We start from the raw sequence: 14,234 nt of genomic DNA on the forward strand, positions 1-14,234 counted from the left end.
GTAACCGAGATTTAGCCACTGCAAAACGACTTAAATTAAAATTGAAGCAGTTAGGTGTAAGCTATACATGTATATCAAGTGACCATTGGGATAGCTTTGTTACGACCTTTAAAGAATGCAAACAGTTGATTGGTAAATTTTTCACTGTGGGTATAGAAGGCAATAATTGTCGATTACGGCATCGAATCAGGCGAGGCTTTAGGAGAAGCTGCAACTTCTCCAAAAAGCTTGAAAATCATTTCAAAGCCTTTGATTTAGTGTTCTTTTATATCAATAATGGATTCGTTTAATGCCAGCATACTTTTTGAAACACTACCATATAATTAATAGATAATTAAAGTTATCCCGCTAGCTATAAAAGAAATTTCTTCGCTGACCACAGACTGTTTTTATGGTCATTCTCTTTAAAGTGCAAGTTAGAGCTTGCTCCGATTCTGCCGATAAGTACCCGGACTGACCCCTGTCCACTTCTTGAAGGCACGGTGAAAAGCACTGGCATCATGAAAGTCAAGTTGTTCACTAATATCTTGTAATGAAAGATCAGTATGGGTCAGATATTCAATGGCTATATCACGGCGGATATCATTTTTTAGCTGCTGATAGCTTACACCTTCATATTTTAAACGTCGATGCATAGTGGTTTCTGACAGATTAAAGCGAGCAGCAATGTCGGTAAGTTCCGGCCACTCTGCTGGTATAAGCTCACTTAAGTATTTACGAATACTAAAGCTTAAGGAATCAGGATTTTTATAACGAACCAGAAGATTCTGGGGAGTATGCTTTAAAAAATCGTACCAGGCATTTTTATCTTTCTTAATTTTTATTTCGAGATAATGCCGGCTAAACTCAATCCGGTTTTGAGAAGCGCCATAGTAGATTTTTTCACAGAAACGAACTCGATAGTCCTGATCATCTAGAGGCTGCATGCACCGCAGTTCAATTTTATCCAATATTACACGCTGGCCACTCAACCAGCATATTAAGCCATGTACTAGCATCAGATAAGTCGCATAACTGAACATCCGTTTAACTGGACCTTGATCATGCAGCACCAGATAAGCTTTATCTTGTTCAAGCTGAAGCTCAACCTGTAAATCATCCAGTATAAAGTTCAGAAACTTCAGCATATCCTGAACTGCTTTTTCAAGTGTCTCCGCCTGTAGTAGCATTTTACTGAGTAACTGGTAACTACCACGACGCATGGGATGGCTATCCATCCCGAAGAACTCATCATTCATGTGATCAGCCAGTGCAGTCCAGAGACGGGCATATGCTGAAACCGGAATACGTGCTTTGGCTGAGTGCAGAATTTCAGGTGCTATTTCTGCTTTTTGCAGAATGAGCCGGGTATCAAGTCCACGGCTATAGGCCACCATCAAGGCTTCATGAACCAGACTGACGGATATTGTTCCTTTGCTTTCTTCTAAATCTGTCCGGTCCATTATATTTTCACTTGATCTCATCATGAATAATTGTTTGTAGAGCAGCTGGCCAGATTGCCCAAAACTGGCATCCCAATTGCACAATTTGGAAATTGTACTGTAAATAGAGAGCCATTACCCTGCATTTAACTAAACGTTTTATTTGAAAAATATCGACAGCCGGATCGAAAAATATGAAAACTCAGGGAAAAGTATTTGTTATTACGGGTGGTGCTTCAGGCTTGGGTGCTGCCTCAGCACGACAATTGACCGGACAGGGTGCGCAAGTAATTCTGGTCGACATGAATCAGGATGCCGGTGAGCAGATGGTTCAGGAACTGGGGCAAAAAGCCCAGTTTGTAAAACTTGATGTCACAGATGAGACCGCTGTCCAGCAGCTTTTTATCAATATCTCACAACAGTTTGGTGCATTGCACGGCTTAATCAACTGTGCCGGGATTGCACCTTCAGCCAAAATACTGGGGAAAAATGGGCTACATGAGCTCGCTCTGTTTCAACGTGCTTTGGACATCAATGTAACTGGTAGTTTTAATATGCTGCGCTTTGCAGCAGAGTTAATGTCCAGAAACTCTATTGAAGAAGGGGAGGAAGAGCGCGGTATTATCATTAATACGGCATCTGTGGCGGCATTTGAAGGACAGATCGGGCAGGCTGCATATTCGGCCTCTAAAGGTGCTGTGGTGGCCATGACCTTACCGCTGGCCCGTGAATTGGCACAACACGCTATTCGGGTCATGACTATTGCGCCAGGCATCATGGAGACTCCAATGCTACAAGGCCTGCCAGAGAAAGTGCAGGAAGCATTAGGACAAATGGTACCGTTTCCACCACGATTAGCTAAACCCGCAGAGTTTGCCAAACTGGTTGCTCATATTGTTGAAAATACCTATTTGAATGGGGAAGTAATTCGTCTGGACGGTGCAATCCGTATGGCTGCCAAATAATACAAGGAAGTAAGCTGATGATTTTAACTGCCGAGCAACGTATGGTTCAGGACATGCTTCGTGATTATTCACAGCAAAAACTGAAACCCACTGCTGCCTACCGTGATAAAACGCATGAATTTCCTGCTCAGGAACTTAAAGAGCTGGCTGAGCTGGGTGCTTTTGGTATGGCGATACCGGTTGAATGGGGTGGAGCTGGACTTGACTATATTTCACTGGTGCTTGCTCTAGAGGAAATAGCGGCAGGTGATGGTGCAATTTCAACCATCATTAGCGTACAGAATTCATTGCCTTGTGGTATTACCTATGCATATGGCACTGAGGCACAAAAGCAGGAGTATCTGACCCGCTTTGCCTCAGGTGAATGGCTGGGCTGCTTTTGTCTGACTGAACCGCATGTTGGTTCAGATGCAAGTGCTATCAGTTGCCGTGCTGAACGTGACGGTGATGAATGGGTCATTAATGGCACTAAGCAGTTTATTACCTCAGGTAAACATGCACAGGTTGCGCTGGTTTTTGCAGTTACAGATAAAACCGCAGGCAAAAAAGGTATCTCGTGCTTTTTAGTACCGACTCATATACCTGGTTATGTAGTCGCAAATATTGAAGATAAAATGGGACAGCATGCCTCAGATACGGCCACAATTATTTTTGAAAACTGCCGGATTCCTGCGGAAAATTTGCTGGGTAAGGAAGGAGAAGGTTACAAGATTGCACTTTCGAATCTGGAAGCAGGCCGTATAGGAATTGCAGCGCAATCTATAGGAATGGCACGTGCTGCTTTAGACGCTGCTGTACAGTATGCGAATGAACGTAAGGCTTTTGGTGTAGAAATTGTGCAGCATCAGGCAGTGGCTTTTCGTCTAGCAGATATGGCTACACAAATTGAAGCAGCCCGGCAGCTAGTTTTTCATGCAGCTAGTCTGAAAGATGCTGGTCTGCCTTGTTTAAAAGAAGCCTCAATGGCAAAACTGTTTGCCTCTACCATGGCAGAGCGGGTCTGTTCAGATTCTATACAAATTCATGGGGGCTATGGCTATGTAACTGATTTTCCGGTCGAGCGTATCTTTCGGGATGTTCGGGTTAGCCAGATTTATGAAGGTGCATCAGATATTCAGAGACTGGTGATTGCACGCGAAGTCACGAAAATCTGAAACTCCACCTATTTTTAGATTGAAAACTATCATGATCAGCCTAGATAATTTGATTCATAGGCTGAATATGGCAGCTTATTTGACAGTTTTGGAAATTGTCACCAAAACCTGCAAGCTTTATTTTAAGTAAATCAAATTTATATAGAAGCTGAGGTCTCAAAAACTGAAGCAGTGACATAACAATAAAAATAGGGCTATGGCGGATCACAAGTGATCTGTGGCCTTACAGGAACAAGAGGTCATCGGGATGAAGACACTAGAACAGGCATATCAGGATTTTGATCTGCAACAGGTAATTCAGCAACAACTTCTGGGTACGCCTGAAGCTGTCAACGCCTATGTAGAGTGTTGTGAGCGTCATACGGGTTCTAACCGTATTGCCTTGTACTGGCAAGGTAAAGACGGCCAACAGGCCGAGTACAGTTTTGATCAGCTGGCTCAGGCGTCAGGCCAATTGGCAAATTATTTCAAATCATTAAATATTCAGCCGGGAGACTGTGTTGCAGGGCTAATGCCAAGAACAGTGGAATTACTGATTACAATTTTAGCCACATGGCGTATTGGGGCAGTCTATCAGCCACTATTTACTGCATTTGAATCTAAAGCAATTGAGCACAGATTAACCACAGCCAATACCCGTCTGGTAGTGACTCATCACGAACAGCGAACCAAACTAAATGGAATTAGTATTCCATCAATTCTTACAGTCAATCTTGAAGAATACTCTGTGCCTCATCTGGAGAATGAAAGAGATTTTTGGCAAATACTCAAGCAGTATCCTGAAAACTGTCCAGCGACTATGCGCAGCTTTGAAGATGATTTCCTGATGATGTTTACCTCAGGTACGACCGGTCTGGCCAAGTCTGTGCCGGTTCCGCTAAAAGCAATGGTAGCGTTCAAAGGTTATATGCAGCATGCCGTCGATTTGCAAGAACAGGATTCATTCTGGAATCTTGCTGATCCGGGCTGGGCCTATGGACTGTATTATGGTGTTACAGGTCCATTAAGCCTAGGTCATAGTATTATTATGGATGAGCGAGGTTTTACGGTAGATCATGCATTGGAAGTCATTCGCAAGTATCGGGTCAGTAACCTGACTGGATCGCCTACTGCATTTCGCATGTTTTTTGGATTCAAACACAAATTTGACGAGAAAATCAGTGAGCATCTACGTGTAGTTAGCAGTGCTGGTGAGCCTTTAACACCAGAAGTCATTCACTGGTTTAAAGATAGTTTGGGGGTCAATATTTACGATCAATACGGCCAAACTGAACTGGGCATGGTAATTGCCAATCATCATGCCCTGGAGCATCCTAAAAAGGTGGGTTCTGCTGGTTATGCCATACCCGGGCACCGTTTTGTAGTATTGGACTCGCAACATCAGGAACTGGGTGAGGGCGGTATTGGAATTTTGGGACTTGACTGCGAGCAGTCTCCCTTATTCTGGTTTAAGGGGTATGACGGGCATAACCGTAAAGCCTTTGCCGGAAAATATTATTTGACAGGCGATACAGTCAAGCTAAACGAATTGGGTGGAATCGATTTTATTGGACGTGCTGACGATGTAATTACTACATCAGGTTATCGGGTAGGTCCGTTTGATGTAGAAAGTACCCTGCTTGAGTGCGAAGAGGTACTCGAATCTGCGGTCGTGGGTAAACCTGATCCTGAACGCACTGAAATTGTCAAAGCGTTCGTGGTACTTAAAGATCAGTATATGGCTTCTGAGCTACTTAAAGATAAATTACAAACCTATGTGCGTTCGCGTTTATCTAAACACTCTTATCCTAAAGAAATCGAATTTGTAAGTCAGCTACCAAAAACATCGAGTGGTAAAATACAGCGCAACCTGTTAAAACAGCAAGAAATTTCTCAAATGGAAAAGAGAAAAGTGGGTTAAGGCATAAGATATTAAAAAAGCACCTATTCAGGTGCTTTTTATACATTGAGGCTGATTAAATTTTGTATCCTCAATGCTCTACATGGTTACAGGTCAAGACGCTTATGTTCAGAGTCAGGCTCCTCTGTCTTACCGGTAATGTTACCTTTTAAGACTTTTAAAAGATGTGTAACCTTATTGTCAGTGACATTCCAGTATTCTGCACTAACTGCCTTGGCAACAAGTACACGCACACTTGGGTCATCCTTGCCATCAAACCAGTTTTCTGCCCATGGGTTCCATAACTTATCAATTAAAGCGCGATCTGTACTGATTTCTCCGTGTGCACTGATGGATACATAAATATCATCAGAGGGTTTAGAAAAAGCCAATCCAAGCTGATTACGGCCTGCCTCAACTGCCTGCACAATATCATTGGTATCTTTTAAAATAAAATAGACATTCTGGTCTTCATCCATACGTTCTGAGTTCAGCATAGTCATTGGCTGAGCATGAATTTCATGAGTTTCAGTCTGATGACTGATCATTGCAAAACGTACATCTTTAATAAGTTCCCATAATTTTTCACGATTTTCATGTTCTGTCATAATGATTCTCCTAATGTTAAGGTTTGCTTTAATTTAAATGATTTAATCTTGAGAACCTGTTCAGATTAAAACGTTTTTTAGGAAAATAAGTCATTGTCTCACTTAACTTATACATTTCAACAATGAAAGAACTCATCAATAAACAGAAAGTACATAACTAGAGTTTGAGAAGCTTTTAGAGGGGGAAATTATGGTTAACATAGCGATCTATATTCTGGGAGCTGTTATAGCTTTACTATAAAATCAGCAGTTAAAACTATGAAAGATTCAGGATAGAATTACACACGCTGCAGATCAGTCAGGGAAATGTAAGGTGATAAAACAAGATAACTGTCAGGAACTGAGTGATAATGAAATGCACTTGTACAGCCGGCAGATTTTACTCGATGGCTGGGATATTGACGCGCAGGAAAAACTCAAGCTGGCAAATGTCTTGATTGTTGGGGCAGGCGGGATCGGTTGCACCTCTGCCGAGTTGCTGGCACGAGCAGGCGTAGGTAAAATTACCGTAATTGATGCTGACACCGTGGAAATTAGTAATTTGCAGCGACAGACTGCTTTTTTGCCACAAGATGTCGGTTTTTATAAGGCTGAAATACTGGCGAAACGTTTAAAAGAGATCAATCCCTATATTCTGGTAGAACATATTAATCAACGGCTTGATGCAGAAAATATAGCTGATTTAATTGCCAGACAGGACCTGGTTCTGGACGGATGCGATAATTTCTCTACTCGCTATCTGGTAAACCAAGTATGTTATATACAACAGGTTCCTTTATTGAGTGCTTCAGCCATTGGCTTTCAAGGCCAGCTTTTTATGGTAGAAGGTAACTCTGCCTGTTATGAATGTATTTTTCCTAAAGGCCAGCATACGGATGAAAGTTTGCGCTGTGCTGATTCGGGAGTCTTGGCCACTACACCGGTAATGATGGCGTCATTACAAGCGCATCATGCTTTATTATATTTAGGTTTAAATCTTTTACCATTACGAGAAAAACTTTTACTCTGGGATGGTTTGAGTATGAAACAACGTATACTTAAATTTGAAAACGATACAAATTGTTCAGCCTGTCGAGCAAAAAGCCCTTTAAACTAGGGTGTATTTGTTAAAATCTCTCTCATTATTCTTGTATTTATAAGCTATGAAAAAAAATATATGGTTTGAAAGCATGCGGTCTGTAGCCCGTATAGGTGAAACTGCAGTAATCGCAGCCAAGACAGGCATTAAATATGCCACCGCGGCTGAAAAGCCCAATAATGCTAAAATGATGCGTGAAACTTTTGAATCCTTGGGTTCTACCTATATTAAACTTGGCCAGTTTATTGCCAGTACACCTTCACTTTTTCCACGTGAATTTGTTGAAGAATTTCAGGGTTGTCTGGATCAGACCCCTACTTTGCCTTTTTCTTATATTCAACAGGTTCTGGCTTCAGAATTTGCAGATCGCGACTTGTCTGAAATTTTTGCTTCAATTGATGAGACACCACTGGCATCTGCGTCTATAGCACAGGTTCATGCCGCCAAACTTAAAAGTGGTGAAGATGTGGTGATCAAAGTACAAAAGCCCGGTGTGGAAACCATCTTGTATACTGATCTGAATGTTTTGCACTGGGCCACCAAACTTTTGGAAAAAGTCGTACCCAAGGTCAAGTTTGCTTCACTGGCTGATATTGTTGATGAGATCAAGACACGTATGGTACGTGAAGTTGACTTTATTGAAGAAGCACAGAACCTCGATGATTTTATTGAGTATTTGAAAATCAGCCAAAATCAGGCTGCTACAGCACCAAAGGTTTATCATCAGTATTCTACCCGCCGTGTATTGACTATGCAGCGTCTGTATGGCGTACCTCTGACTGATTTTGAGGTGGTGAAAAAGTATGCTAAAGACCCGTCACAAGTGCTGATTACAGCTATGAATACCTGGTTTGGCAGTTTGATGCTCTGTAAGAGTTTCCATGCTGACTTGCATGCAGGTAATCTGATGCTGCTAGAAGATGGCCGGGTAGGTTTTATTGATTTTGGTATAGTCGGACAGTTAAAATCTGAAGTCTGGACAGCCTGTATTGCTTTTATGGATGCCTTGCAGCATACCAATTATCAGGCAATGGCAGAGAATATGTTAAATATGGGCATGACTGACCAGCAAATTGATGTACAGGTTTTAGCAGCGGATCTAGAGCGTTTATTTAGCGGGGTCTTACTGGCAGACCCACAAGAAATACTGTCTTCTAACCCGGCAGACTTAAATGACATCATGATGGATATGGTGGCTGTTGGTGAGCGGCACGGTATTCGGTTCCCGCGTGATTTTGCACTACTATTCAAGCAGATGCTATATTTCGACCGTTTTATGCGTGTTCTGGCGCCATATACTGATATTTATGCGGACCAGCGTCTGCAAATGGTGCAGAATATGGATCCGAATTTATTGCTTAAACATTAATTAAATAAGTCAGGTCATTATGGATGCAATTATCATTGAAGGATTAAAGGTTGAAAGCGTCATCGGTTGCTTTAACTGGGAGCGCCAGATTACCCAGCCTTTACTGGTGGATCTCACGATCCACAATGACCTGAGCCGTTCAGCAGCCAGTGATGAGCTGCAAGATACACTTAATTATGCTGAAATCTGTGAGCTGACTACACAGGTCATCAAGCAGGCACAACCAAAACTGATTGAACATGCGGCGCAGTTAGTAATTGAAAAACTTTTTACTACCTTTTTTAGTATTGAATCTATTATTATTACGGTCCGCAAGCCTGCCATTATCGCGCAAGCAAATTCTGTAGGAATTCGTCTTGAACGCCACCGTAACATGCTATCTACTGGCTCTGGCCAGTAATCAACAGCCTCATCAATATTTCCAGTTTGCACGTTCCGCACTGGCACAGTTAGGACGGGTTCACTGGTCTAAAGTTTATCTGATTCCCTGTCGGGATAGTATTGGTGCAGATTACTGGAATGCTGCCTGTCTGCTTGAAAGTCAGTTAAGTGCAAAGCAGATGCAGCAATGGAGCAAAGAACTGGAACAGCAGGCTGGGCGTATCCGGCCTTCTCATTGTATTACTCTCGATGTGGATGTAATTGCATGGGGGAATAACTTGCAACAGTTAAACTTTAATTCTAGAAAGATGCCTCTGCCGCTGGATGTCAGAATTCCACTGCAGGATGTCGGGGTAAAATTACAGCCACAAAAAATCCAGCATCCGTATCCCTGCTGGAATATCGATATGCTGGATTAAAGTAGTTTTATATATCAGAAGACTAAATATTCCTGTGATTTAAAACTAAAGGACAAAGCATTAAATGTAGTAACTGGTTTTAGTCATCAGTTTAGAAATTGCTGTCATGGTCATCCGGACTGGATAAGGCAGATCAACCCCTCCGGCATTCAATGCAGTATCCCGGTGATGCAATTCATCTTCGTTCATCTGTTCCAGAATTTTTCGTGAACGGTCATCTTGGGCCGGTAACTGGCGAAGATGATCTTCCAGATGTAGACTGACCTGACGTTCAGTTTCGGCAACAAAGCCCAGACTATATTTATCACCTGCAATACCGGCAAGTGCGCCCATACCAAATGAAAGGCTGTACCAGACCGGATTAAGCAGGCTGGTGTGGCTATCAAGTTCCTTTAAACGGTCTTCACACCAAGCAAGATGATCCTGTTCCTCAATGGCCGCCTGTTCCATTTCCCGGCGCACATTTGGCAGCTTGGCAGTCAGTGCCTGACCATGATAAAGCGCTTGGGCACATACCTCACCACTGTGATTCACACGCATTAGACCAGCTACATGGCGGGCATCACTTACAGTCAGATGGGTATCAGAACTATGGGCGGGATTATCACGTTGGGCTGTAGTTGCGCCCGGAACCAGACTTCTTAGGGCCTGATCAAAAGATTGAATAAGACGGTCCATACCGGTGTAATGACGCATGGTTAATCCTCCAGGGAGTTTTGAGTATTTTCAAGCATCGGTTTTAGCCTGATCAACAGCCAAATGGTAAAAATAGCACTCAGTACCGCAGTGATGACAAAAAGTATTTTAATATCAATTTTAAGTATGCTTAAGATTAAAATAGAAAAGATGGCGGAACTTACCATAAAAACAGCATTTAATATGTTATTTGCTGCGACCACCCGTGCCCGGTGTGAGCGAGGTGAATAAGCCTGCATCATGGCATACAGTGGAACAATATAAAAACCGCCACTGATACCCAGTAAAGTGACTGCCAGCATGACATGATAATAAACCCAGCCCTGATGGAAAAAATCACTCAAACTCAGCATTTCACCAGTACGTTCGGGTACAAACATCAAGCTGCCAGCAAGATAAAGTGCAAATATAGTCAGACCTACTGCGCCCACAGGCACCATTTTGATATTGACCTCACCACCACCAATCTTGCGGCACAGTAACGAACCGACTCCAATGCCTACAGAGAAAAAGGTTAATAACAGGCTGACCACATTTTCAGAAGCGTGCAGATTTTGCTGGGTAAGCTGAGGAATTTGGGTCAGGTAAGTAGCACCATAAAACCAGTACCATGAGTTGCCAAGCAAAATAGTAAAAATTAATGGCAGACTTTTAGCATATTGAATTGTTTGGAAACTGGTTCTAAAAAAATTCCAGTCAATCTGGAGATCAGGGGCAGATACTTTTTGAGGTAAAATAAAACGGCTGGTTAAATAGCCTAAGCAAGCAATAACTACTACTGTCAGGCTGATCCAAAATAGATTGCCTTGAGAAATTGAGATTACGGCGCCGCCTAAAATCATGCCCATTAAAATCGCGATAGAGGTACCGGATTGAAACAGGGCATTACCAGACATTAACTCTTGTGGTTTTAAGATTTCAGGCAGAATCGCGTACTTAATTGGACCAAAAAAGGTCGAGTGAGTGCCCATCATAAATAGTGCAAGCAACAATAACCATAGGTTACCCATCAGAAAGCCTGCACTGCCAATTAGCATGATCATAATCTCGAGAATTTTAATCATACGAACCAGGCGTGAGCGTTCATAACGATCTGCAATTTGTCCGGCAGTTGCTGAAAAAATAAAGTAAGGCAAAATAAATAACAGGGCAGCTAAATTATTTAGGGTACTGACCGGCACACCTTGCTGGTGAATCCACCCATAAGTAATAACTAATAATAATCCCTGTTTATAAATATTATCATTAAGGGCCCCGAAAAATTGAGTTAAAAACATCGGCAGAAAGCGGCGCGAGTGAAGAAGATGTTCTGGTTTTTCCATGGGCAATAAACTTCATTAGTTTTATTAAGAAATGTGTGTAAATAGTAAAACTCTAAGTAATTTCATGTATGATATTTTTAACCGTTGAGCCATGAAAAACGAACTGTTTTGCCTGATTTCCGGTTTATTTATTAGGAAATTTTTCCACTAAAATAAATTTAGAGTTTTACATGCCTGCAAAAATTAACTTTAAACAGTCAGCTCTGACCCGGTCAATACACCGTATACTGAAAATAAATCATATCAATAAACTGGTCTATACAAATGTATTTTTAAGTATATTTACTGCCTCTGTCTATGCACAGGAGGAACCTATCCCGACTTACCGGCTAGAATCCAAGCCAGTATTAACCAGTCGTAGTGAGGCAAAAGGCCAGCCTGAAGATGATCAGGATGAGATAGCCGCTGCACCTTCCATGACAGAACAAGAATTACAAAAAGTAGTTGAAGACAAGAAAGAAGAAATAACGCAGGATCGGAGCGTAAATCAGGACAGCTTAAGATTGCTGGAGCAGCAGACAGATCAGGATACTAACTCAGCCTTTAAACCCATAGAGTTTGAAGATCTTGAAGAGTATCCGGTCGAGCAGATTGACCAGAGTATGGCCAATGAAATTTACCGTGTCGCAGAAGAGGCAAAATCAGAGGCTCAAGCATTTCGTGCAGGTTTAAACCGTGCTCCGGAAACGGCTATTCCTGAGGCAAGCCAGCAGGAGCTGACGGCCATTAACCAGGCGCCTGTAAATGTTGACCAGTTAATGCAGCAAATTCAGTCAGATCGTGCAATTGTAGCAGAAATCAACGAATCAGGTCGTACATTGGCTGCACTGGATACCGGAAAAACTACGCCTAAAGATGCTGAAAAACCGAATATCTTCAAACGAGTCTTGTACCGGATTCGTCCGCCACGAGATATGAGTACAGCAGAAACAGTGCCACGGATTACCGCGACTGTTGAGGGTGCTCCTCCAGAGCTGGCTGCCAACATACGAGGAAAACTTTCCAGTTTTACCCAAGAGTCATTTGAGGACTTTAATAGTGCTTTACCACAATTACGCAGTCTCTCAAATCAGGCTGCGCAAGCAGTGGGTTACTATAACTCGACCTTTCGCTTTGAAAAAGTAAGTGATAGCCGGGTACGGGTATATGTCCAGCCGAATGAACCGGTACGCATTACCGAGCAGGACATTGAAATTTCTGGGGAAGGTAGTGAACAGCCACAATTTCAGGTTATCGAGCTTATTCCCGATCAGGACGTTGGTGATATTTTTCATCATGGACTTTATGAAGAGACCAAACGCCGTATCACTGACGCAGCTAGCAATAACGGTTATTTCGATGCTTACTGGCGCCTGCATGATGTCAAAATCAGTCAGCCACAGAATACGGCAGAAATCAATTTGCGTTATGAAACGGGTGACCGATATAGCCTGAAGAAACCTGTATTCCAGATGAGTGACCCTTCCAAACCCTTTCCGCTGGATGATGATATCTTACAGAGTATGGTTCCTTGGAAAGAAGGTGATGACTATACTTCCTGGCGTATTAACACGCTGGCAAACAACCTCACCAATGCGCGCTATTTTAACTATACCCTGGTCGATGCAGTAAAGCCGGATCCGATAGAAAAACCGCTCGAACTTCCCCCAGATATACAGACCCTGCTTGACCAGCAGCAAATTTCTGAACAGACATTAACACAGGATCAGCAACGTAATAAAAATACTTCTGCGCAAGAAGTTACCCAGAACGTAGTCGATGAAAAACAGTTTGCCGGCACACAGCCAGATATACAACAAGCCTCACTGGCCCGCGAGCAACAGCAGGTTCAGGATGAGCGGGAAGCACAACAGGAACAGTTACGTGAGCAGGCCCGTGCAGAAAGAAGCATTCCGGTTCTCATTACTTTAAATGCCGATAGTTTAAATAGTGTTGAAACTGGTATTGGTTATGGTAGTGACACAGGCGCGCGCCTGCGTACCCAGTATCGTCGTGCCATCGTGAATCGGCGTGGTCATGCTTTTGACAGTAATCTGGAAGTATCTAAAATCCGTCAGGCGCTTGATGGCCGTTATACGATTCCATATAACCATCCAACTGACGATTATATTAACCTGGTTGGTGGATATGAGCGTGAAGAGCGGGAAGATGTCGGTAAAGGCCTTAATCTGGATATTGAGTCAGCAGTTGCAGGCATAGACCGGATTATCAAAAATCCGCGAGGCCAGTGGCAACATACTTTTGGGGCCCGTTACCGTTTAGACCGGCTGAACCAGCGTGGAAATATCGTATCAGACAGCATACCAGATGCATTTCAGATCCCCGGTTCAAATCCTGAACAGCAGTCTTTATTATTTGGCTATGAAACCTCACGTCTTGACAGCGATGCACGGGTAAATCCAACTCGTGGTTTTAGACAAACCTATAAAGTGGAACTGGGTAGTAAAACCTTACTTTCTGATGCTGATATGGCACTGGTTAATGCTGGCTGGCGCTTTATTTATTCGCTAGGTGAAAATAATGATCATCAGTTTGTGGGGCGTGCTGATGTTGGTTATATTTTTACAGAAGATTTTGATCAGGTTCCCTATAATATCCGGTACTTTACCGGCGGTGACCAGAGCATTCGGGGCTTTGATTACAAGAGCCTGTCACCAGAAGAGTTTGGTTATAAGGTAGGTGGCCAGGCTTTAGCAACGACATCGCTAGAATATAATTACCAATTTAAAGATGGCTGGAGAGCAGCAGTATTTGCTGATGCTGGCAATGCTTATGATAAAGATTTTAATACACCGACCGCTTATAGCGCCGGTTTGGGTATCCGCTGGAGTTCACCGGTAGGACCGATACGTCTGGATGTCGCCGCAGGGCTTTCAGATGATAATATACCTATCCGGTTACATTTTTTTATTGGCCCACAACTTTAATAAATATATAAAATT

13 protein-coding genes are annotated in these 14,234 nt (G+C 42.7%); 9 read left to right on the forward strand and 4 right to left on the reverse strand.

Features of this window, described 5'->3' with window-relative positions; genetic code table 11:
* Positions 1-290 (forward strand): IS1 family transposase (locus tag N518_RS0107195; protein ID WP_026444103.1); only part of this gene is annotated, 290 nt, incomplete at its 5' end.
* A 126-nt stretch (positions 291-416) separates the two neighbouring features.
* Here the strand turns inward: N518_RS0107195 and N518_RS0107200 are convergent.
* Entirely contained in the window at positions 417-1,442 is a 1,026-nt protein-coding gene (locus N518_RS0107200; RefSeq protein WP_034593774.1) for an AraC family transcriptional regulator, read from the reverse strand.
* 173 nt (positions 1,443-1,615) lie between these two features.
* Here N518_RS0107200 and N518_RS0107205 point away from each other — a divergent pair, with 173 nt between their 5' ends.
* The 3 genes from N518_RS0107205 (at position 1,616) to N518_RS0107215 (ending at position 5,440) form a co-directional block, all read left to right on the forward strand.
* On the forward strand, positions 1,616-2,386 hold the full coding sequence (locus N518_RS0107205) for an SDR family NAD(P)-dependent oxidoreductase (protein ID WP_026444105.1): 771 nt from the start codon (positions 1,616-1,618) through the stop codon (positions 2,384-2,386).
* Between the two features lie 17 nt (positions 2,387-2,403).
* On the forward strand, positions 2,404-3,540 hold the full coding sequence (locus N518_RS0107210) for an acyl-CoA dehydrogenase family protein (protein ID WP_017401187.1): 1,137 nt from the start codon (positions 2,404-2,406) through the stop codon (positions 3,538-3,540).
* Positions 3,541-3,787: 247 nt separating this feature from the next.
* Positions 3,788-5,440 (forward strand): AMP-binding protein, encoded by a 1,653-nt coding sequence (locus tag N518_RS0107215; protein ID WP_017401188.1) that lies wholly within the window; start codon positions 3,788-3,790, stop codon positions 5,438-5,440.
* A gap of 86 nt (positions 5,441-5,526) precedes the next feature.
* Here N518_RS0107215 and N518_RS0107220 read toward each other — a convergent pair whose 3' ends face one another.
* A complete protein-coding gene (locus tag N518_RS0107220) occupies positions 5,527-6,027 on the reverse strand; it encodes a pyridoxamine 5'-phosphate oxidase family protein (RefSeq protein WP_005014787.1) in 501 nt (166 codons plus the stop codon).
* Between the two features lie 355 nt (positions 6,028-6,382).
* Between N518_RS0107220 and N518_RS0107225 the strand changes: the two genes are divergently transcribed.
* The 4 genes from N518_RS0107225 to N518_RS0107240 are packed head-to-tail and all read left to right on the forward strand — an operon-like array spanning position 6,383 to position 9,274.
* A complete protein-coding gene (locus tag N518_RS0107225; protein WP_051005731.1) occupies positions 6,383-7,123 on the forward strand; it encodes a HesA/MoeB/ThiF family protein in 741 nt (246 codons plus the stop codon).
* A gap of 46 nt (positions 7,124-7,169) precedes the next feature.
* Positions 7,170-8,474: an ABC1 kinase family protein gene (locus tag N518_RS0107230; RefSeq protein ID WP_026056671.1), complete on the forward strand. Its 1,305-nt coding sequence runs from the start codon at positions 7,170-7,172 to the stop codon at positions 8,472-8,474.
* Between the two features lie 19 nt (positions 8,475-8,493).
* Positions 8,494-8,874, forward strand: a complete 381-nt coding sequence (folB, locus tag N518_RS0107235; protein WP_005025498.1) for a dihydroneopterin aldolase — start codon at positions 8,494-8,496, stop codon at positions 8,872-8,874.
* On the forward strand, positions 8,831-9,274 hold the full coding sequence (locus tag N518_RS0107240) for a 2-amino-4-hydroxy-6-hydroxymethyldihydropteridine diphosphokinase (protein WP_005025500.1): 444 nt from the start codon (positions 8,831-8,833) through the stop codon (positions 9,272-9,274). Before folB ends, N518_RS0107240 begins: the two co-directional genes overlap by 44 nt.
* Positions 9,275-9,334: 60 nt before the next feature.
* On the opposite strand, the gene coq7 is transcribed toward N518_RS0107240, so the two are convergent.
* Both coq7 and N518_RS0107250 read right to left on the reverse strand, forming a co-directional pair.
* The gene (gene coq7, locus N518_RS0107245; RefSeq protein ID WP_005025502.1) at positions 9,335-9,970 is read right to left on the reverse strand and encodes a 2-polyprenyl-3-methyl-6-methoxy-1,4-benzoquinone monooxygenase; all 636 of its coding nucleotides are present in this window, start codon (positions 9,968-9,970) and stop codon (positions 9,335-9,337) included.
* A gap of 2 nt (positions 9,971-9,972) precedes the next feature.
* Positions 9,973-11,292, reverse strand: coding sequence for an MFS transporter (locus N518_RS0107250; protein ID WP_005025504.1), 1,320 nt, complete (start codon positions 11,290-11,292; stop codon positions 9,973-9,975).
* A 170-nt stretch (positions 11,293-11,462) separates the two neighbouring features.
* Between N518_RS0107250 and N518_RS0107255 the strand changes: the two genes are divergently transcribed.
* Positions 11,463-14,219, forward strand: coding sequence for an autotransporter assembly complex protein TamA (locus tag N518_RS0107255; RefSeq protein WP_026444106.1), 2,757 nt, complete (start codon positions 11,463-11,465; stop codon positions 14,217-14,219).
* Positions 14,220-14,234 lie beyond the last annotated feature (15 nt).

Source organism: Acinetobacter sp. UNC436CL71CviS28 (assembly GCF_000620525.1).
Taxonomy (GTDB): domain Bacteria; phylum Pseudomonadota; class Gammaproteobacteria; order Pseudomonadales; family Moraxellaceae; genus Acinetobacter; species Acinetobacter radioresistens.